Annotated in this window: 21 protein-coding genes; 5 read left to right on the forward strand and 16 right to left on the reverse strand. The window is 40.3% G+C overall.

All coding sequences use genetic code 11. From position 1 onward, the window contains the following. Positions 1 to 78: 78 nt before the first annotated feature. The 3 genes from HUN22_RS04425 to HUN22_RS04435 all read right to left on the reverse strand — a co-directional run bounded on the left by HUN22_RS04425 (position 79) and on the right by HUN22_RS04435 (position 3,880). Positions 79 to 1,470 (reverse strand): LLM class flavin-dependent oxidoreductase, encoded by a 1,392-nt coding sequence (locus tag HUN22_RS04425; RefSeq protein ID WP_174726669.1) that lies wholly within the window; start codon positions 1,468 to 1,470, stop codon positions 79 to 81. 177 nt (positions 1,471 to 1,647) lie between these two features. Further along, a complete protein-coding gene (locus HUN22_RS04430; protein ID WP_174726670.1) occupies positions 1,648 to 2,943 on the reverse strand; it encodes an acyl-CoA dehydrogenase family protein in 1,296 nt (431 codons plus the stop codon). A 118-nt stretch (positions 2,944 to 3,061) separates the two neighbouring features. After that, the gene (locus HUN22_RS04435; protein WP_174726671.1) at positions 3,062 to 3,880 is read right to left on the reverse strand and encodes a hypothetical protein; all 819 of its coding nucleotides are present in this window, start codon (positions 3,878 to 3,880) and stop codon (positions 3,062 to 3,064) included. 643 nt (positions 3,881 to 4,523) lie between these two features. On the opposite strand from HUN22_RS04435, the gene HUN22_RS04440 reads away from it, so the two are divergent. The 5 genes from HUN22_RS04440 to HUN22_RS04460 all read left to right on the forward strand — a co-directional run bounded on the left by HUN22_RS04440 (position 4,524) and on the right by HUN22_RS04460 (position 9,648). Beyond that, a complete protein-coding gene (locus HUN22_RS04440) occupies positions 4,524 to 5,969 on the forward strand; it encodes a cytochrome ubiquinol oxidase subunit I (protein WP_174726672.1) in 1,446 nt (481 codons plus the stop codon). Further along, positions 5,962 to 6,969, forward strand: a complete 1,008-nt coding sequence (gene cydB, locus HUN22_RS04445) for a cytochrome d ubiquinol oxidase subunit II (RefSeq protein WP_174726673.1) — start codon at positions 5,962 to 5,964, stop codon at positions 6,967 to 6,969. Before HUN22_RS04440 ends, cydB begins: the two co-directional genes overlap by 8 nt. A gap of 13 nt (positions 6,970 to 6,982) precedes the next feature. After that, the gene (locus HUN22_RS04450; RefSeq protein WP_000749813.1) at positions 6,983 to 7,117 is read left to right on the forward strand and encodes a hypothetical protein; all 135 of its coding nucleotides are present in this window, start codon (positions 6,983 to 6,985) and stop codon (positions 7,115 to 7,117) included. A gap of 93 nt (positions 7,118 to 7,210) precedes the next feature. Further along, positions 7,211 to 8,629, forward strand: coding sequence for a PLP-dependent aminotransferase family protein (locus HUN22_RS04455; RefSeq protein ID WP_174726674.1), 1,419 nt, complete (start codon positions 7,211 to 7,213; stop codon positions 8,627 to 8,629). A 101-nt stretch (positions 8,630 to 8,730) separates the two neighbouring features. After that, positions 8,731 to 9,648, forward strand: a complete 918-nt coding sequence (locus HUN22_RS04460) for a LysR family transcriptional regulator (RefSeq protein ID WP_174726675.1) — start codon at positions 8,731 to 8,733, stop codon at positions 9,646 to 9,648. A 54-nt stretch (positions 9,649 to 9,702) separates the two neighbouring features. Here the strand turns inward: HUN22_RS04460 and madM are convergent, their stop codons facing one another. The 13 genes from madM to HUN22_RS04525 all read right to left on the reverse strand — a co-directional run bounded on the left by madM (position 9,703) and on the right by HUN22_RS04525 (position 20,269). After that, entirely contained in the window at positions 9,703 to 10,464 is a 762-nt protein-coding gene (gene madM, locus HUN22_RS04465) for a malonate transporter subunit MadM (RefSeq protein ID WP_174726676.1), read from the reverse strand. Between the two features lie 44 nt (positions 10,465 to 10,508). Further along, on the reverse strand, positions 10,509 to 10,910 hold the full coding sequence (gene madL, locus HUN22_RS04470) for a malonate transporter subunit MadL (protein ID WP_174726677.1): 402 nt from the start codon (positions 10,908 to 10,910) through the stop codon (positions 10,509 to 10,511). A gap of 53 nt (positions 10,911 to 10,963) precedes the next feature. Beyond that, complete coding sequence (gene mdcH / locus HUN22_RS04475; RefSeq protein WP_174726678.1) at positions 10,964 to 11,896, reverse strand: malonate decarboxylase subunit epsilon; 933 nt, start codon at positions 11,894 to 11,896, stop codon at positions 10,964 to 10,966. A gap of 12 nt (positions 11,897 to 11,908) precedes the next feature. Continuing rightward, the gene (locus HUN22_RS04480; protein ID WP_174726679.1) at positions 11,909 to 12,517 is read right to left on the reverse strand and encodes a malonate decarboxylase holo-ACP synthase; all 609 of its coding nucleotides are present in this window, start codon (positions 12,515 to 12,517) and stop codon (positions 11,909 to 11,911) included. Further along, positions 12,508 to 13,335 carry a biotin-independent malonate decarboxylase subunit gamma gene (mdcE, locus tag HUN22_RS04485; protein ID WP_174726680.1) on the reverse strand — a complete coding sequence of 276 codons (828 nt, stop codon included), beginning with the start codon at positions 13,333 to 13,335 and terminating at the stop codon, positions 12,508 to 12,510. Before mdcE ends, HUN22_RS04480 begins: the two co-directional genes overlap by 10 nt. Next, complete coding sequence (locus HUN22_RS04490) at positions 13,332 to 14,183, reverse strand: biotin-independent malonate decarboxylase subunit beta (protein WP_174726681.1); 852 nt, start codon at positions 14,181 to 14,183, stop codon at positions 13,332 to 13,334. Before HUN22_RS04490 ends, mdcE begins: the two co-directional genes overlap by 4 nt. After that, positions 14,176 to 14,475: a malonate decarboxylase subunit delta gene (locus tag HUN22_RS04495; RefSeq protein ID WP_174726696.1), complete on the reverse strand. Its 300-nt coding sequence runs from the start codon at positions 14,473 to 14,475 to the stop codon at positions 14,176 to 14,178. Before HUN22_RS04495 ends, HUN22_RS04490 begins: the two co-directional genes overlap by 8 nt. 2 nt (positions 14,476 to 14,477) lie before the next feature. Then, entirely contained in the window at positions 14,478 to 15,362 is an 885-nt protein-coding gene (locus HUN22_RS04500) for a triphosphoribosyl-dephospho-CoA synthase (RefSeq protein ID WP_174726682.1), read from the reverse strand. After that, positions 15,362 to 17,041 carry a malonate decarboxylase subunit alpha gene (gene mdcA, locus HUN22_RS04505; protein WP_174726683.1) on the reverse strand — a complete coding sequence of 560 codons (1,680 nt, stop codon included), beginning with the start codon at positions 17,039 to 17,041 and terminating at the stop codon, positions 15,362 to 15,364. The genes HUN22_RS04500 and mdcA overlap by 1 nt, the downstream gene beginning before the upstream one ends. A gap of 291 nt (positions 17,042 to 17,332) precedes the next feature. Then, positions 17,333 to 17,953, reverse strand: coding sequence for a LysE family translocator (locus HUN22_RS04510; RefSeq protein ID WP_174726684.1), 621 nt, complete (start codon positions 17,951 to 17,953; stop codon positions 17,333 to 17,335). Between the two features lie 80 nt (positions 17,954 to 18,033). Further along, a complete protein-coding gene (locus HUN22_RS04515) occupies positions 18,034 to 18,849 on the reverse strand; it encodes a helix-turn-helix transcriptional regulator (RefSeq protein ID WP_174726685.1) in 816 nt (271 codons plus the stop codon). A 142-nt stretch (positions 18,850 to 18,991) separates the two neighbouring features. After that, positions 18,992 to 19,591 carry a GNAT family N-acetyltransferase gene (locus tag HUN22_RS04520; RefSeq protein ID WP_174726686.1) on the reverse strand — a complete coding sequence of 200 codons (600 nt, stop codon included), beginning with the start codon at positions 19,589 to 19,591 and terminating at the stop codon, positions 18,992 to 18,994. Between the two features lie 42 nt (positions 19,592 to 19,633). Continuing rightward, positions 19,634 to 20,269 carry an FMN-binding negative transcriptional regulator gene (locus HUN22_RS04525; protein WP_174726687.1) on the reverse strand — a complete coding sequence of 212 codons (636 nt, stop codon included), beginning with the start codon at positions 20,267 to 20,269 and terminating at the stop codon, positions 19,634 to 19,636. Between the last annotated feature and the right edge of the window lie 82 nt (positions 20,270 to 20,351).

The raw sequence follows: 20,351 nt of genomic DNA on the forward strand, positions 1-20,351 counted from the left end.
CAGCAGTAAAACCGATATAAAAAGACAAAATAAAAGCTGGTATTTAACCAGCTATTTATTTAAAGGTTTTCCAAAATATTAACTCGCCTCAGCAAGTTTTAATTCCTTTAGATTACGATATTTTGCACCACGGTGATTTTCAGGCAAATATGGCCCAGCGCCAAATAGTTTTTCTCTTAATGTTCCTTGTGTATATGAGGTTTGATATACACCACGTTTTTGCAACTCTGGTACAATAAACTCGACTACATCGGCAAAGGTTTGATGCGCCAAAATGTAGGCAAGGTTAAAGCCATCAATATCGGTATCTTCAACCCATTGCTGTAAAGCATCCGAAACTGTTTCTGCCGAACCCACTAGTACTGGTCCATTACCACCTAAGCTGTTCCAGTTTGCAATTTCCTCAATAGTCCAAACACGCTCTGGATCTGCATTTACATAAGAATCCAGTAAAGATTGAATCGCGTTGGTTTGAATATATTCAACTTTGTCAGTGGGTTGATATTGTGAAAAATCAACACCAGACCAGCCAGATAGCAAGGTTAAAGCGCCATCATAGCTTCCATAGCTTTGATATTCCTTAAATTTAGCCTGAGCTGTTGCATCGGTTTCATCAGTGACAATTGACAAAAGCGCATAAATTTTAACTGAGTACGGGTCACGGCCTTCTTGAGCCAATTTTTGGCGAATACCCTGTACCACTTTTTTAGTGGCAATTTTAGACGGCGCTGCAATGAATACACATTCGGCATTTTGGCTGGCAAACTTCTGCCCGCGTGATGATGCACCTGCTTGGTAAAGTACTGGTGTTCGCTGCGGTGATGGTTCACAAATATGGATACCCGGCACAGTAAAGTATTTACCTTCGTGCTGAATTGGATGCACTTTTTTATGGTCAGCAAAGATACCGCTTTCACGGTCACGAAGTACCGAACCTTCTTCCCAAGAACCTTCCCAAAGTTTGTAAAGGACTTCTAAATATTCATCAGCAATATCATAACGATTGTCATGATTAACCTGAGTTTTTAATCCTAAGTTTTTCGAGCCACTTTCCAAATAAGAAGTCACGATATTCCAACCAACTCGCCCTTTGGTTAAATGATCCAGCGTGCTAATACGTCTAGCAAAAGGATAAGGATGTTCAAAGGAAATAGATGTGGTTACACCAAAACCCAAGTGCTTTGTGACTGCTGCCATCGCTGGCACAATCTGCAGAGGATCATTGACCGGAACTTGTACCGCTCCTGTTAAGGCATGCTCAGCGCTTTGATGATAAACGTCATAAATACCGAGCACATCTGCAATAAAAATACCGTCAAAAAAACCACGCTCAAGAATTTGTGCTAAATCTGTCCAATATTCTAAATCTTTATATTCAACAGATCGGTCTTGAGGATGTCGCCATAATCCAGGAGATTGATGGGCAATACAATTCATTTCAAAAGCATTAAAACTAATTTTCTTAGTCATAAAATATTCGCCAGCATTTTATTTATTTTTATACTAAAGCAATTTTTATGTTTTCTTTATAATATAAACCCCAAACAAAATATGATTTTATTCTAATAGGTTTTAATAATTTATTTCTAAAAAACATAAATAATATTAAGCCACTAAAAATAGCAGCTTAATATCTAAAACTATAATTTATTGTTTAGCAACATTCCCTATTCGCCATTGATACGGAGGTAATGTGCCGTTTACACTAAAATCACCGATAATTCGATTTTTAAATACTCTCGGGTTATGTGAAGATAAAGTTCGTACATTACGCCAGTATCGATCTAGGCCTAAATCTTTGTCTGTTGCAGAAGCACCTAAAGCATCAAATAAAATTGTAGACGCATTTAAAATTAGATCGGTAATGACCGTTTGAGACTGCGCACTTTCAAGTTCGGCAAGCGCATTTTGCTCCTCTTCAAGTTGCTCATTATTTTGAAATGCTGCCAAGTAAGCACGCTGTAAGCTTTGTGCGACTTTTTCAACAATCGCCCCTGCACTGTAAGCTGCACCACGGATTTGGCCTACGACTTGTAAAATTTGCGGATCCTGTTTTACAAATTGGGCATTTGCATGCGTGTAGTTTCGGGTACGTTTAGCAACAGCTTGAGAAACATCATAGGTTGCAGCACGCCCTAGACCTGTAATGATTGCCAGTTGAACCAGTTGATAGTAAGCCGCTGAATATTTAAAACGGTCATCGTCAGGTAAAATTTCAGTTTCATCGACCAATACATCATGGAAATATGCTGTACCGCTTGCGGTGAGTTGCTGGCCAAAGCCATTCCAGTCATCAACAATTTCGACGCCTTCATCTTCACGGCGGACAACGATAGAACCAGATTCACCATTTAAATCTGTTACACCAACGTCAACCCAGTCTGCATATAGACTGCCTGTGGTGTAATATTTTTTACCTTTAACGCGAATTTTACCGTCACTGTCTCGATATAAATGAGTTTCGAACTGATCAATTGATTCTTTCCCGCCTTCAGACCAGGCACTGCCTACTGTTTCCCCATTGGCAATTCGGCTAAGCCAACGCTGCTGAAACGCTTTATCTTTACTCACCAACACATCTTCAGTGAAACCAAAGTGCACACGCAAAGCTTGCGGTAAGTTTGAATCAGCCTCTGCAAGTTCAATGAGCAATGCAAATAATTCAGGAATAGTGGCATCAAAGCCCCCATGAGCTTTGGGAAGTCTTAACCGTGTAAAACCAATATCTTTGAGCCACTGAAGTTGTTCATAGGGCAAAATATGCTGTTGCTCACGAATTAAAGCCCCTTCTTTAATACGAGCAAAAGTCGGTCTGAAATGTTGTGCCAATTCATCATAACGTTCTGAAGGCCCTTCACCCCACACCCGAGAAATAATTTTGGCCTGACTAAGTGCCGCATGCGTTAGTGAACCGAGATGATGCTCAAAATTTAAATTTGTCATGTAAGTAAAACCAATATTGCTTTGCTTTTACCATAAAATATTTATTTCACATGAAAACGATTATTTTTTTATAACAGTATTCAAACTTTATATAACGTACAACAAAAGCCTGCCAACGCTAAGCGATCTCTTTCTTGTTAAGACTATGCTGACTTTGCAATAAGGTTTGCATATATTCTGAATAGACAGATAGTTTTTCGAAAATATGCTCTGAATAGAACATATCATCAATTAAATGAGTCATTTGATGCGTCGTGAAAGTGTCGCACAGTCCCACAAGCTTCGCATTCATCTGAGCAAATTGTGCACATAGCTGTACATAGGTTTCATCTTTATTTTTGAATAATAATTTCCGCATTTCTAAGCTATTAAGGTTTTTTAAGTCCTTATCTTTTGTCGTTTTAATCCAATAAATTTTGACCTTTAGAAATTGCTCAAGAGCTTCTAAATGCTCAATATCTATGTCTAAACTTGTAATTAAAAAAACTGTAGAAAGGTCACTTCGACACAGAGCTTTGATTAAGCTTAAATAAATAAACTCAACTTCATTAAGCTCTGCAAGTTCCAAATCAATATAAATTTTTAGACTTTCTAAAACTTCATCTACCTTAAATAGCACCTTTTTATCTGCTTGATAATATTTATTGAGAATAGAAAGTACAGGTGCAGTCGCAGGTGTCGTATAAATGGCAGGCTTGTTTAAGTTTGCAAAAATAAAAGGTGAAAATAGATAGGCCACGCTACTTTGCTGTGGCTCAATATGAGATTGGATTAAATATACAGTTTCAGATTTAGAAAAGTCTCTGAGTACTTTCGCTCTTAATAAAGTAGCTTCAAAATTAACGTAGGTTTGCTCTAACTGAGCCAATATAGATGCAGGAATAGGCTGATTTTTAATAATTTTATGCAGGACATTGAGTTGAGAAGTAATAAACATTTTTTAACATCCAAGCTATTTTAGAAGAGCTACACTTAAATCAGGTCTTTAATAACCTACGTAACAACCAGACCTCACGCAAAACAACAAAGGAATAAAAGAGAAGAAACTATTCTGCGCCTATTACCCAAAGTCGCATTCACTTTGTTTTGGAAAGTGATTTTGGCCATTCGTAAATCTTGTTCATTTATTTTGAACTTTTGAAGAATGGATACATAGCTACAGATAATTGAAAAAAAACTATAGCACACCTCATGACAGCTCCAGACTGTTATAGTTTTATAAAAAATTTCTGTATCTACATATACAAAAAGAGTAAGTGCATGATTAAGGAAACTTCTTAAGGTAGGTAGTTTTCATGAGACGATCTATTGCATATCGCCAGATATTTCATCAATGTTTCAATGCAACATGCTTTTTTACAAATGCAACATCAAACATAAACTTTGTTAACAGATTGAGAACAATCAATCAGTCTATTCTCTTGAAATATCAAGCAATTATATTGCTTTACCCTGTTGGCATTTTACTTGCTAAGAACATTTATCACAGAAGCAAGTTTAATCGTCAAAATACTTTGTTGCCTGAAAATAAGTATTTAACTCATTCAACCATCATCAGCTAGTTCACAGGGGGAAAGTTTATGAGCCTCGGTCTAACCGCTCTAGAATTAGCGCGAATACAATTTGCTTTTACAGTATCCTTCCATATTATTTTTCCGGCCACTTCCATCGGTCTTGCCTGCTTTTTAGCAGTGTTAGAGTGGAAATGGTTAAGAACCCAAAACCCGATTTATAAAGATCTATTTAAATACTGGATTAAGATCTTTGCCGTTGCCTTTGGTATGGGTGTGGTCTCGGGCGTGGTCATGAGTTACCAGTTCGGTACCAACTGGAGTGAATTTTCACGTGTCGCCGGAAGTATTACTGGTCCTTTACTGACCTATGAGGTCTTGAGTGCCTTCTTCTTAGAAGCAGGCTTCTTAGGCATTATGTTATTTGGCTGGGGGCGTGTTGGTCCTCGAGCCCATTTCTTTGCAACGCTTATGGTTGCCATCGGAACATGTATTTCCATGTTCTGGATTTTATCTTCTAATAGCTGGATGCAAACCCCTCAAGGCTTTGCCATCGAAAATGGCATTATTGTGCCAAAAGACTGGTTTGCTATTGTCTTTAACCCGTCCTTTCCTTACCGCTTTGCCCACATGGGTGCAGCCGCCTTCTTGGTTTCATCATTATTGGTCGTCGGAACATCTGCATGGCATTTAGTAAAAGGCCGTCGTGATGAATTAGTGAAAAAATCGTTCTCGATGGGTCTTTGGATGGTACTTGTGACTTCGTGTTTACAAGTCGTAATTGGTGATAATCACGGTTTAAACACCCGTGAACATCAACCAGCCAAACTTGCAGCAATGGAAGGTCACTGGGAAACCAATCACAATGAGCCGATGCCTTTATTGTTATTTGCCATTCCCGATATGAAAGAAGAACGTAACCACTTCGAAGTGGGTGTTCCTTATTTGGGTAGTTTAATTTTAACGCATAGCTTAGATGGCCAAGTGACAGGCTTAAAAGATTTCGCACCTGAAGACCGCCCAAATTCAACGATTGTTTTCTGGAGCTTCCGTGTGATGGTGGGTCTTGGCGTACTCATGGTCACTATGTCTTTAATTGCACTTTGGTTACGTAAGCGTGGAAAACTTTATGAAACGTCTTGGTTCCATAAATTTGCATTGGTGATGGGACCTTCTGGTTATGTCGCCATGCTTGCAGGCTGGGTAACCACTGAGGTTGGACGTCAACCGTGGGTTGTATACGGCATTATGCGAACCAAAGATGGGCTTTCCCATACAGTTTCTGCAGATCAAGTCGGACTAAGTCTCTTTATTTTTGTGGTGGTCTATACCATCGTTTTTGGTAGCGGTATTTACTACACCTTAAAACTGATTAATAAAGGCCCATCATTTATTGATACACCAAGTGTTGAAACTGGTGGCGTAGGACACTTTAAAACACCAATGCGTCCACTTAGTGCAGTCGATGAAAATATTGACAGCAAACAAAACTCTGGGGAGAACCGTCATGATTGATCTTTCTTTAATATGGGTCGGTATTATCGGTTTAGGTGTCATGATTTATGTGGTCATGGACGGCTTCGACTTAGGAATCGGGATTATGTTCCCATTCATTAAGGACAGCCAAGAACGTGACGTGATGATGAATACCGTGGCCCCTGTCTGGGATGGTAACGAAACTTGGATGGTTCTCGGTGGTGCTGGTCTATATGCAGCATTTCCACTGGTCTATTCAACAGTTTTATCAGCGCTATATTTACCGATCATTTTCATGGTGATTGCCCTGATTTTCCGTGGCGTGGCGTTTGAATTCCGCTTTAAAGCTCATCGCACCAAACACCTTTGGGACTTGGCTTTTATTTGGGGTTCAGTTTTAACCAGCTTCCTACAAGGGATTATTCTGGGTGCCTATATCCAAGGGATTAAAACCGAAAATGGTATTTTTGCTGGTGGGTCTTTTGATTGGCTTTCCCCGTTTACGATCTTTACAGGTATTGGCGTAGTTGCCATGTATGCCACTTTAGGCTGTGGATGGCTGATTTTAAAAACTGAAAAAGGCTTACAGCAACGCATGTATGAGCTTATGCCAAAACTGATTATTGCACTGCTCATTATTTTTGGGGGCGTGAGTTTATATACGCCGTTGACTCATCCTGAAATTGCAGATCGTTGGTTCTCTTTACCAAACCTGTTTTATTTTAGCCCTGTGCCTATTTTGGTCTTGTTGTTTGTTGGCCTGATTTTATCGGCGTGTAAAAAACAGGATCATGACCTTAAACCATTTGCATATACATTAGCCCTCGTTTTCCTTGCATTTACTGGCTTTGTGATTAGTTTATGGCCTTATATTATTCCGCCATCAGTCACAATCTGGCAAGCAGCAGCACCGCATTCAAGCCAGATGTTTGCTTTGGTCGGCGCACTTATTCTGATTCCAATTATTATTGCTTACACCATTGTTTCTTACTGGGTATTTAGAGACAAAGTCCGTGTAGGTGATGAAGGCTATCATTAAGTATGGAGGGTTTATGAAAAAGTCATCCGTTAAACTCAATCAAACCCAATGGTTTATTCTGCTATGGCTCGGTGGTTTTTTAGCCTTAGCTGTGATTGCTGGTTTGTTTAAAGTGATATTGATTTATGCCGCCCCTTACTTAAAGTAATTCCAACTTTCTAAACAAATGCCGTTTGTAGATTCTGCAAACGGCATTTATTATTGATTCAGTGCATCTTTTTTTATTTCGTGCAGCTCATACATGTATAAATCAGAACAACTCGCTCATAGCATTCGCCAACTCATTGAGAGCGGCACTTTAAATGCACATGAAAAATTACCTTCATTGAGAGATCAGGTACAACGCTCTGGCTTTAGTTTAATGACCGTAATGAATGCTTATCAGGAGCTTGAATCACAAGGTCTGATCTATTCAAAAGAAAAATCTGGATACTTTGTTGCCGAGCAAATTGCACTAAAGCCACTCGAGCAATATTCAGTTGTTTCACTGAATTCTAAAATTGAAATTAACTCATTAGTTTTTAAATATCTTAAGTCAATTCAACATGAGTCTGCCGTACCTTTTGGTTCAGCTTTTCCAGACAGTCAGCTTTTAACAGCACCCAAACTCATTCAAATTATGGGACAGCTTGCCCGTCAAAGACAAAGTTATGACCAGACAACCAGTTTACCCCCTGGTAATTTAGCCTTAAGAAAACTGATTGCTCAGCGCTACTGTATGCAAGGCATACAAACTGACCCTGATGACATTGTCATTACATCTGGAGGTTTAGATGCACTGAACCTTTCGCTACAAGCAGTTGCTCAACCCGGTGATTATATTTTATTACAGCAAACCGTGTTTTATGGTGCTTGGCAAGCTGCCGAGCGTTTAGGACTTAAAGTGATTACCATTCCTGAACATCCGCAACATGGTTTTGACCTAGAGGCTTTTGAACAGGTCATTCAAACATATCCAATCAAGGTGTGTTGGCTCATGCTGAATGCCCATAATCCGATTGGTTTTACAGTTAGTGATGACATTAAATATAAAATTGCCAAGTTGCTTCACGAACACCAAATTTATTTGATTGAAGATGATGTGTATGAAGAGCTTTTTTATGGCGGCCAAAAACCACTTTCAATGAAGTATTTTGATCAACAAAATCTGGTACTGCACTGCTCTTCTTTTTCTAAAACATTAGGTGCTGGTTTTCGGGTCGGTTGGGTCTATGCGGGTAAGTTTTCAGACCATATTCAACACTTGCAGCTTATGAGTACCATTTCAGTCAATGCACTCATTCAAAATGCGCTGGTTGAATTCTTGTCTCACCATCATTATGAAAAACACTTACGCACGCTTAGGCTTTCACTTGAGCGTTATAAAAAGCAGTTTTATCACTATTTAAAGCAGCATTTACCTAACTCTTGCGAAGTGTATTACTACCCAAGTGGCTATTTTCTATGGGTCAAACTTCCTAGTACGCTAGACAGTATGCAAGTTTATGAAGAGTTGATTCAGCAAGATATTGGCATTGCACCAAGCCCTTTGTTTAGTGTTTTACCCGCACAGCAGCATTATTTGAGAATTAACTGTTCTTTTGAATGGAACACTAAAATTCAAAGCGCATTAGATCAAGTGATTAAAACCATTCAACAAAGAGTTGAAGCAAGTCTCTAAAGAAAATGCTTCGACCTAAGCACAATTTTATAGTCTTTATTTTGTGTTAACTTTATAGCTCAAATCTATTGGTTTTAGGGAAGCAGGTTCAAAGGATTAATATGGAAATTGATGAAGAACTCACCCTTAAAAAGATACAGATTTTTTTAGCTTTTATGCGCTGTGGTAATTTGTCTAAAACAGCCACAGAAATGCAGCTGAGTAATGTCAGCGTTCATAAAGCACTACACTCTTTAGAAAGTGCTTTACGTTGTCCTCTTTTTAAAAATGAAGGCCGTAACCTCATTCCTTTAAAAAGTGCTTATGTATTTGAAGAACGTGCACAAAAAATCGTACAAGACATTTTTATCACCGTAAATAAAACCAGAGAAGCCGCTGGTTTTGCAGCCAAAGTTTTACATTTAGGGTCGCTTTATTCTCTGACTGTAAACACCATTCCAAATGTAATTAGCGGTCTTAAACTCAGACGTAGTGAGCTTGATATTCAACTCCTACTCAGTTCAAATCAGGATTTGGTGAAAAAGCTTAAAGCGACAGAGCTTGATGCGATTATCGTGGCTTTAAATGAAACCACCCAAGATGATGACTTTGAAATTTTGCCAATGTTTTCAGACGATATTTTTTTGGCAGTCAATAAAGATTCTAAATATGCCGAGTTTAAAGATATTGATTTAAGCCTTTTAAAAGAAGAAACTTTTTTAACTTTAACTAAGGGTTTTGCCACTCATAACGATAGCGACATCATTTTTAAAAAAGCTGGTTTTTCGCCTAAAGTTGCTTTACAGGTCAATGATATTTTTACCTTAATTAGTATGGTCAGCTCAGGTGTTGGTTTTGCTCTACTACCCGGCCGTATTTCTGCGGTTTATGAAAGTTCGGTCAAACTTATTCCACTAAAACAGCAATATCATATGCAACAAGAAATCGGTCTGGTTTTCTTAAAAAGTAAAGAACGAGACCCTAACTTACTTGCTCTGATTGCTGAATGTCGAATGTTCGCCACTAATTTTAGAAAATAAATATCGGCAACTTATTAAAGAATAATGAGTTGCCGTTGTGCAATTTTCCAAACTTTATCTAAAAATTGCATTAACCGTTAAGAAAAATACAGAAGGCCCAAGTAAACAGCCAAGTCCTGTATAGAAGGTTGCAACTAAAGCACCATAAGGTACCAATCGTACATCTGTACCTGCCAATCCAGCAGCCGTACCACTGGTTGTTCCTGCCAAACCGCCAAACACCATGGCAGAGCGTGGACTTTTTAGATACATAAATTTCGCAAGTAGCGGTGTACCGACCATAAAGAAAACTGACTTGATTAAACCAATTGCAATAGAAAGTGCGATCACATCAGAGCTTGCGCCAATTGCGGTTCCTGTAATTGGACCAACAATATAAGTCATTGCACCTGCACCAATCGTCGTCATCGAAATGGGATCTCGATAGCCCATAACCCATGCAACCATAACCCCAATTGCAAAAGGCACAACACAACCAAGCATTAATGCAATTAGACCAATTTTGCCTGCTTTCTTCACTTCTTTCACATCAACTTCAAATGCAGTTGAAGCAATCGCTAAATCACGAATCATGGCTCCGCCCAACAGCGCAAAACCAGAAAAAATAGCGATGTCCGAAACACCTTTGGTTCCCTGCGTATAAACTCCGGCAAAGTAAGCAACAACCAAACCTAAAGTAATCGCGATTGCAGAGCTTTGTAGTTTTCCTTTCGTCAAATATTTTGAGAGTAAATGGGAAACAAACATCATTAAACCTGTTACGGCAAGAGCAGTAACTAATGCATTTTTTGATAACACAGCAATTATAGCGTCCATCATTTAATTCCTTTTTGATTGAACTTTTTGTAGTTTATGTTTGCTTAGGCTATTTTTTCTTTGGTTTCTATCGTCCATTCATAAGTTTCATAGTCGCCACTAATTCTATTTAAATAACGGATGACTAAAACCGTACCAATTAACGATGCAATAGAGACAATTAGCCCTAACATGCCACCCGACAAAGCTGCAACGACATTTTGACCTGCTGACATCGCAACTACGATCGGAATATACATACCTGACCAATACAAAACGCCAAATTGTGTGACTTGAGGTAAGTAACCTTTTTTTGCCAATAATTCTTTAAATAAAATCAACAGAATCATCGAAATAGCGACTCCACCGACATTCGCTTTAACGCCTAATAGCATTCCTAGGGTATTGCCAAGATAGTCACCTAATAAATGACAGATCGCTAATATTGCTGTTCCATAAATAATCATTGTAAATCCCTCATATCCTTGGGTTATTACTCAATTTTTAATTTATATTGTAATTACAAAGAAGCATTATTTTCGTTTTGCATTGCTAATTGAATGCTGTCTAAACGTGTTCCCTGAAATGACAATACAGTTCCTTCTTTAAACGTTCGACGTGCAAGTGTAGTCAGTACCGTTCCCGGTAAAGCTTCTATCTGCAACCTTACACCTCGCTCCCATGCAGCTTGGATGGTACTTTCCCAATCTACAGTTCGACTCATATTAAAAGCCAAGTCATCACCAATCTGTTCTGGTCTGCCAAGCGTACGAGCCGTTGTACCACTTAAATAACGTATTTTAGGTTGATTTAAAGTGACTCCCTCCATAGACGCTGCAAGTTGCTTTGCTTGCTGACTTAATAATTCACAGTGCGATGGCACCGATACATCTAATTTTTTTGCCACCACACCTTGTTGCTTTGCCAAAATAGCAACTTGGTTCATGGCTTCAAAACTTCCTGAAATAACGATCTGGTTATTTGCATTAATATTTGCGACAAACACCTCTGGCGTTATTTCATAAACTTGTTTCACCCATACTTCTACTACTGAACGATCTGCACCAATCAAGGCGGTCATACCATAGCCAACCGGATAGGCGTTTTGCATGAGTTCACCTCGATAGGCAACAAAACGAATAGCATCTTCATAGTTTAGAACTCCTGCTACAACTGCAGCCGACCATGCACCAACCGACAAACCCGCAACATAATCTGGTATTAAGTTTTCCGCTGTTAATAAAGCTGAACTCACCACACCTGAAATCAGTAAACAAAGCTGTACTGCACGTGTCGATTGCAAGGCAGCCGGACTATCTAACATCAAGACATCTTCTTTGAGTGCATCCGATGCACGCTCAAGGTATTCTTTAACCAGTGCGGTTTGAGGTAAGTCGTGCAACATATTGCTTCGTTGCGTACCTTGTCCCGGATATACCCAAATTGAAGCCATGATATCTATTCCCTAATTCCATGGGTTTTCTACTAAAACAGCACCATCAAGACGTTTCAATAGAACTTTTCCACTGTTCCCAGCCCATTCTTTTAACGCCAAACCGCCTTTTGGAAGTTGAAGCTGTATATCCACATTCAGCCCTACTTGTTTAAAATTTTCGAGTAACTCAATCGCCTGCTTTTTGGCAAAAGGTTGTTCAGCTCGAATCAACAAATCTATGTCACTTTGCTGAGTAACTGTTTTAATGCCCGTTGCCAGTTCAAACCCGAAACTTCCTGTATATCCCCAACATCCTGAAAAGTTTTTCATAATGCAGGAAATGCTCTGTAAACGTTCTGCCAAGTGTGCGAATTGCTGCGTATCTACATGAGTCAGCGCTTCTGGCTTAAGCTGTCTGCTAATCGCAGATCGTGGCATTTGAGCTGCATATCGTTGATGACGAAATTGCCCTCTTACGCCCACAGCCACCTGATCTACAGGAGTAGTTGCCCGTCGAACTACAACAGGATCACCTCGAAGCAATACCTCTTTCACCCAAAGCGGAGCATCATCAGCCAAGCAATCGACCGTCATGCCCCACAGTAAATCATGGGCTTCGAGCTTAAGTTTCATGACCATTGCTCACGCAATAATTCACGGACCTTTTTAGACATTTGACGGTTTTGGCCGTGAAGTCTTTGTTCCAATCCTCTCGATTGATCAGCATTAATTTCTTTAAATGCTTGAGCAATTGTCTGCTTCGCTAACAAAAGATCATCGTTTGTCGGTTGTTCAGGGTTTTCAACAGATAACAGTTCAGATAACAAACCAAGCGTTGCATAACTTTCAATGTCATAAGCCATTGGCGGGATGCTAGAAGCCAATTGCTCTAACTCATCAATCGACCGTAAGGTAACGCGTGCAGCAGATTCCTTACCCATTGCATGCACCATAACACCTGAATCTTTTAAGGCAATAATACGATTGGCTTGGTATCCATGCGCCAAGAAAGCACCCGACATTGACTTACCAACCAATAAACTCACAATAGGATGGCCTGCTAATCTGGCTCTCGCATAACTATCTACTGCACCCGCTAGAGCTTGATGAATACCTAATAATTCTTCGCGGCGCCCATAGGCCTGACTTGGAACATCAACCAAACATAAAATAGCGCGTTTAATTTCCGAATGAACATCGGCTTGAATCACTTCATCAACTGCTTTGGCTAAGCTCCAGCCTTCCAAGAGTCCAACTTCACCTTGTTTTGCCCGAGGGAACAGATTATTGCTGTCTTGAACAACTGCAATCACACGCACAGCTTGCTGATCAATCTGACCATCAGCTACCCAAACAGAAGCTGGAAAACCTTCTACTGTCTTAAAGCCCTGTGTAAATGCTTTAAACCAATGTGCACCACGTGTAGATGCTTTTAATGTATCAACGGCGATATTCATGCTTGCTCTCCTTGATACAAAGCTTGAACTTGTGCTGGGGTAATCTGCTCAGTAGTATCAACGTGTTGTAGCTTCGATAAATAGAATGAGTAATTTGAACTACGATGTTGCTGAGGCACGCCTTGAGTTAAATAATCGATGACTTGCTGGCGAATTTTCTGACGATCATCGTCAACAAAAGCATCTGCCAAACCACTAGCGAAGCGCTGATTACCACCCGTAATACTCCATATAAATGGGCGATCTTTGGCGTTATATTCTTGTACGCCAGCTTCTTGTTCAATCACTTGCGGACCATTTAAGCCTAAACGTCCTTCTTGTGTCATTACAATATAGCTACATAGTCCAGCAGCAATCGACATGCCACCAAAGCACCCTACACTGCCTGCAACCACTGCAATCACAGGTTGATACTCACGTAAGTTCACAATTGCAGCCTGAATCTCAGCAATTGCAGCCAAGCCCAGATTTGCTTCTTGTAAGCGAACACCACCCGTTTCTAATAGTAAAATTGCAGCTGTTGGAATGCCTTTCAGATTGTCTTCAACCGCAAGTTCTAAGGCACCCGCAATTTTGGCACCGCCCACCTCGCCTAAGCTTCCACCCTGAAATAAGCCTTCAATTGAAATCAAAACTACTGGTCGTTCTTGAATAGATCCTTTTGCAATCACTACACCATCATCGGCTTGCGGCACAATATTCTGCTTAACGAGCCAAGGCGACATAACACGTGCAAATGGATCGAGTAGCTCTCTAAATGTTCCTTCATCCAATAATGCCTTGGCACGTCCTCTTGCACTGAGTTCAATAAAATCTTGTTTATTTAATAAACTTTGGATATCAGTCATGAGCAATCTCCTCCAAGGCTTGTTCCAGACGTAAGCGAACGACACCAGGGGTTGCACCAAAGTCATGAATATCAATATTGACGGCAGGTGGTATTTGCGCAGTAAAAATTCGTTCAAAAAGATTGTGCCAACGTGCTGCACTGCCATCTACAGAGGTGACGACATGAATAGAAGCTTTTCCCTTTTCACCTGGTTCCATCAAAATCTCTAAATCACCTGAACCCACACATCCCACCAACGCTTTTTTTATCGGTGGCTCTGCGGCTACAAATTCAAAATGAAGTGTTTCCATCATCAAAATCCCTCTTTATTTTTTAAAGATGACTGCTGAGCACGATCTATAAATAGTGTTGCTGCCAACAAATCTGCGGCACCACCAGCGGAAGCTTTCATCCGAAGCAGATCTATCTCTAAAAGATGCAAAGCACGTCGACCTTCTAAGCTTGAGCTACCGCCCAAATCCAATACTTGCTGAGCACCTTGTTGCATACGTTTTAAACCAGATGTTCCAGAGCGATAAATCACACATGTATCGGTCAGATCGGTCATCATGGCAAGCAAGGCGTCTAAACGCGCGAACTCTTCTTTCATAGGTCTACTACGACTTTGATGAAGTTGCTTTAAACCAAAATTCACAATAGTTGGAAAACCTTGTTGAGCCTGTTCTTTTGCACCTAAGATGCCTAATTTCTTTTGTACTTGCTGGCCATGACTCAAAGCCTGCTCTGGAATAAAGCGATCTTCAAGCTGAGCAATCTGGCCCGCTAACTGGCATAGCTCAACAGCCGATAAATATTTTTGATTGGTACGTGCCAATGCCGCCGCTGTAACCATTAAACCCAAGGCCCAAATTGCACCGCGATGTGTATTGACACCATCTGTCGCCAACATCATGACTTTTTCACCTTGGCGACCAATTTCACCAATATCTTCACGTAAACTCTGACACACTTTTCCATGATGCTTTGCAGCTTGGGCCATCGCTTCAAACATGGGTCCTAAACTTTTCGCAGAACGCTCCATTAATTCCAAAGTCAGGTCATAATGTGCACCACTACCACGGCGATCTACCAATGCTGGTTTAGGTGTCAGATTAACTTCATCAATTAAAGCCTCGACCGCTAAACTTGCCAAAATCTGACTATCACTAAGTGTTTGATATTGAACTTGTGCCATCATTACCAACTCCTGAATTTTGCAGGTGGTTGATATAAACCATCTGACCATGTCACCAAGTCGGCAATATTTTTTGCAGCTAAAAGCTCACGTGTTGCATCGGTACGGCGAATACCTAAATCTTCAGGGAATACCACCAAACCTTCGCTTCTTAAACGTGCTGTTGTTTTAGGGTCCTGAGTTAAACCAATACTGGTCACACCCGCTACCGCAGCAATCATGGCTTGACGCTCTTCTTGGCTGCTTGCTTTATATAGATAAGCAATGCCTTCTTCGGTGAGTAAATGGGTCACATCATCACCATAAATCATGATCGGTGCTAAAGGTAGGCCTGCTGTTTTAGCAACATCAATGGCATCAAGACGCTCTACAAAAGTCGGCTTACCGCCCTCTTGGAAGGTTTCCACCATTTGCACCACCAGTTTTTTACCACGTGCCAAATAGGTTTCAGTTTCATTGGCACCTTGCAAACGCATATCTAACCATGCTGGCGTATCGTGACGACGTCCACGCGGATCATGCCCCATGTTTGGTGCACCACCGAAACCAGCTAAACGGCCTTTAGTGACAGTCGAAGAATGGCCCATGCCATCAACTTGCAAAGTTGCGCCAATAAATAGATCAACGGCATACTGACCTGCAAGCTGACACATCATACGGTTGGAACGTAAAGCACCATCACGGCCGGTAAAGAAAACATCGGGACGAGCTGCAACATATTTTTCCATACCGAGTTCGGTACCAAAGCAATGCACGCTTTCAACCCAACCTGTTTCAATCGCTGGAATTAAGGTTGGATGCGGGTTTAGTGTCCAGTTCCGGCAAATTTTTCCTTTTAAGCCTAAAGATTCACCATAGGTCGGTAAAATCAGTTCAATTGCCGCAGTGTTAAAACCAATGCCATGATTTAACGATTGCACATTATGCTTTTCATAAATTCCGCGAATTGCCATCATCGCCATGAGCACATGCACAGGTTTGATATGTTTCGGGTCACGAGTAAACAAGGGCTCGATATAAAATGGCTGATCTGCCACAACCACATAATCCACCCAAGAAGCAGGAATATCGACACGGGGTAACTCTAAGACGTCATCGACCAGTTCATTCACCTGAACAATCACAATACCGTCGCTAAAAGCCGCAGGTTCAATGAGCGCAGGAGAATCTTCGGTACTTGGGCCTGTATAGATATTGCCTTGACGGTCTGCCATAAAGCCCGCCGAGAGCACTACATTAGGAATAAGATCGACCACCAAACGTGAATATAATTCGATATAGGTATGGATAGCCCCAATCTCTAGCAATCCATCTTCAATTAACTGACTAATACGCAAACTCTGTGGGCCAGCAAAAGAAAAATCGAGCTTACGCGCAATGCCTTTTTCAAATAGATCAAGATGTTCCGAACGCCCAACACTTGGCATGATCATATGTAAATCATGCAAAACATCTGGATTGGTTTGAGCCAAAGAGCGCGATAAAAAATCTGCTTGCTTTTGGTTATTCCCTTCGAGTACAACTCTGTCACCCGGTGTAATCAGGGTTTCTAAAACTTTAATAATATCTTGAGTTGGAATCACCACACCATCTGTATATTGGTTTGCCATCTCTAGTTTTAGTTGTTTGGCATGACGCCGCTTTGTCCATAACCGTTCTTTATTCTGAACTGATCCTTCCATGTACTTACCTATATAGATCGCAGTTTTGTTCTGTATCTATAAAAACGCTTTATGGAGTTTCGATCAATCAACCTACATCGGTAGTTATTAACCTGAAGTTAATGGTTGAAATAAAGAATAGCTATTTATGAAATAGTTTTAGGACTTTTAACCTACGACTTATTTCTAACGCGGTTTGCTTAACAGCCATTTCAAGTTTGATGAACCGCAGACCACTCGTGTTTAAGTGGCCCGCAAAATATCATCTTTGAGAATTTGAAATTAACTGTCCTTAGAACCTGACCTTTTCATTCATGATTTGGAACTAAATAATAATTTCACACCCAATCCAATAAAGCCTAAAGCAAAACTGCGTCTAAGCCACTTTAATACAACAGGTTTGCCTACTACATGTTGACGCATCATTGCCGCAAAAGTACCATAAAACATAAAAACCACTAGCGTAATGAGCATAAAGATTGCACCCAATAGCAACATATCCCATGTAGGTGTTGTCGTATCAGTTCTAACAAACTGAGGTAAAAAGGCAAAGAAAAACAATGGTAATTTGGGGTTAAATAAATTTATAAATACAGCATAATTTATAATTTCGAAGGCTGAATATTCTTTATTTTCTTGTTCAAAATGAAATGTTCCCTTCTCCTTAAGTGATGACCAAGCCATATACAATAAATAGGAAACTCCTAGAAATTTTAAAATAGTAAATAGATAGGGACTCGTGACAAACATTAAAGCAAGGCCTGCAATCGCCAGTACCATGTGTGGAATAATACCAAGAGTACAACCCACCGCTGCAAACAGACTGGCTTTTCCCCCTCGGATTAAACCTGTGGCAATGGTATAAATTGCGCCTGAACCCGGCGAGATAACCACAATAAATGATGTAACTAAAAATTCGATACTGATCTGCATAAGCCACTCCAAACATGGATTTTGGCTGAGTATTACAGAGATATAAAATAGCGGTCTTGAACAAAATTGCAGAAGTTTTTCTAAGATAAAATAGCTTTTTGATAACGACTCGGAGTAATGCCTAACTGGCGGACAAACGCTCTTGTCATATGGCTTTGATCAGCAAAACCTGCTCGTAAGGCTGCTTCAATTAGAGTATTTCCCTCTAACAGATAACGGCGTGCATGGCATACTCGTCGTTGTAGTAAATATGCATGTGGCGTAATACCGAACTCACGAGAAAAGCTTCGCAATAACTGAAAACGGCTCAGATCACATAAACTAGCCAACTCACCGAGTGTAACCGCGTGCTCCGACATATCATCAAGATATTCTTTGGCACGTTGAGCAGAAGAACAACGGGCGTGTTGATAACGTTCAGAGAGCATGTGGTAACGGCTTACATGCATCAAGCTAAATAAAAGCATTTCCTCTAAGGCTGTGTTTTCAGCAATGGGCAATGACATTTCATTAAATAATCGCAATAAGCACTGGCCTAAAAGCCTATCACGTACCAAAGGCTGCAATACAACATCAGCACTACGCCCTTCAGCAGCCAATTCTTGTTTTAATATTTCTGGCTGAATATAAACCATTTGCCATGCACGAGGACCATCAAGCGGTATACCATCATGAATTTCATCAGGGTTTACAATAATGACATCACCCTGTCCCGCCTCAACATGACCAACCAAACTCCATGACCGTTGTGCACCGCTGGTAATGATGCCAATACCGAGATGATCATGTGAGTGACGTGGAAAACTATGCTCAGTCAATAATGATAGAGCCTCCGTTCCAACCATTCGAGAACACAGTGGATCAGCCTGATGGACTGTTCTAAACAAGGGACGCATCCTGTAATAATAGTTATTTATTCTAATGCTTTTTCAAGAGCAGTAGAAATTGTGATCAAAGTATTAATTTTGCATAATTCATATCATTCAGCAATCCTCTCTCAGCTAGAGAGGATACTTTTAGAAGAAATGAATTGTTAAATTATTTTACTCTTGGCTTACATAGTAACCATTCCAAGTTTTGACGGACCGCAGGCCACTCATGTTTCAAAATACTGTAAACGTGAGTGTCCCGCAAAATATCATCTTTCACAATTTGATGGCTTCTTAGCACACCATCGAGCTTTGCACCTAAGCGTACAATTGCGGCTTGACTTTGAACATTCAAAGAAGATGTGCGTAACTCAACCGCAATACAGTTTAAAGTCTCAAATGCATGAGCCAATAGCAGCTTTTTACATTCAGTATTGACTGGCGTACGTTGTGCAGACTTTCGATACCACGTCGAGCCAATTTCTACACGGCGATGCGCTTCTTCAATATGCATTAAAGTTGTCATGCCAAGCGCTCGTCCCGTTTTTCGGTCTTCAATATAAAATGGCAACATAGAACCAGATTTTTTTAAACCAAGACGTCTTTCAATTTCAGCAGTCATTTTTTCAGGTCTTGGCACACGGGTATACCAAAGATTATAAAGCTCCCCATCACAAACGGCCTCTTTGAGCGCTTCTGCTTGAGTTACATCTAGCGGCTTTAAAATAACGTGCTCACCCACTAATTCAACAGGTGTAGTCAAAGACATCTTTATCTCCTCAATTAATATTAAAGTTTTATATTTTCAAAATTATTTATTTAACTCAGCCACACTGTACATAGCATTCGCTATAGTTTGATGACCAGATTTCGATAGGCCATCTGCCGCGCCTAAAATGTCTCGGCGTTCTTTGTTTTGCCCAAGTTTTGATTTTCCTTGAAGCTTGGTAATTTCAATCTCAATACCTACAATGGCTTTTAACATCGGTTCAAGATAGTCCTTTGGTGCATCGGACATTTTCCATGGTTCAGGTTGAGATGCTTCATGGGTACGAGTTAAACGAGCCACAACACCACGGACGTAACGTTCATCATCTCGAATGGTTACTTTGCCATAAGCATGCACAACCCTATAGTTCCATGTCGGTACTTGTCTGTGCTGTTCATGTTTGGATGGGTACCAGTTTGGTGAAATATAAGCATCGCCCGCTTGAAACACGACCAACACCTCATCTCCATTTTTAATGTCCTGCCAGACTGGATTAACTCTAGACACATGCGCACGTAGCACACCCAAGTTTCCTTCGCTTGCCTGTAATTCGAATGGAAGATGATTTGCATCTAAGCCATTACTTCCATGAGTAAAAAGCACACCAAATGGATATTCGGTAATAAGAGAATGCAATACATCCAAATGGTTTTCTGCATAATCATCGGGGATATACATGGCTAAAAACCTCACTGTAAATATCAGGGTTATTTATATTTTGTGTTGTAAATTTTCTGGTTTATGTGGTTTATTAAAAAGA

The sequence above is a fragment of the Acinetobacter lactucae genome (assembly GCF_013344765.1).
Lineage (GTDB): Bacteria > Pseudomonadota > Gammaproteobacteria > Pseudomonadales > Moraxellaceae > Acinetobacter > Acinetobacter lactucae_A.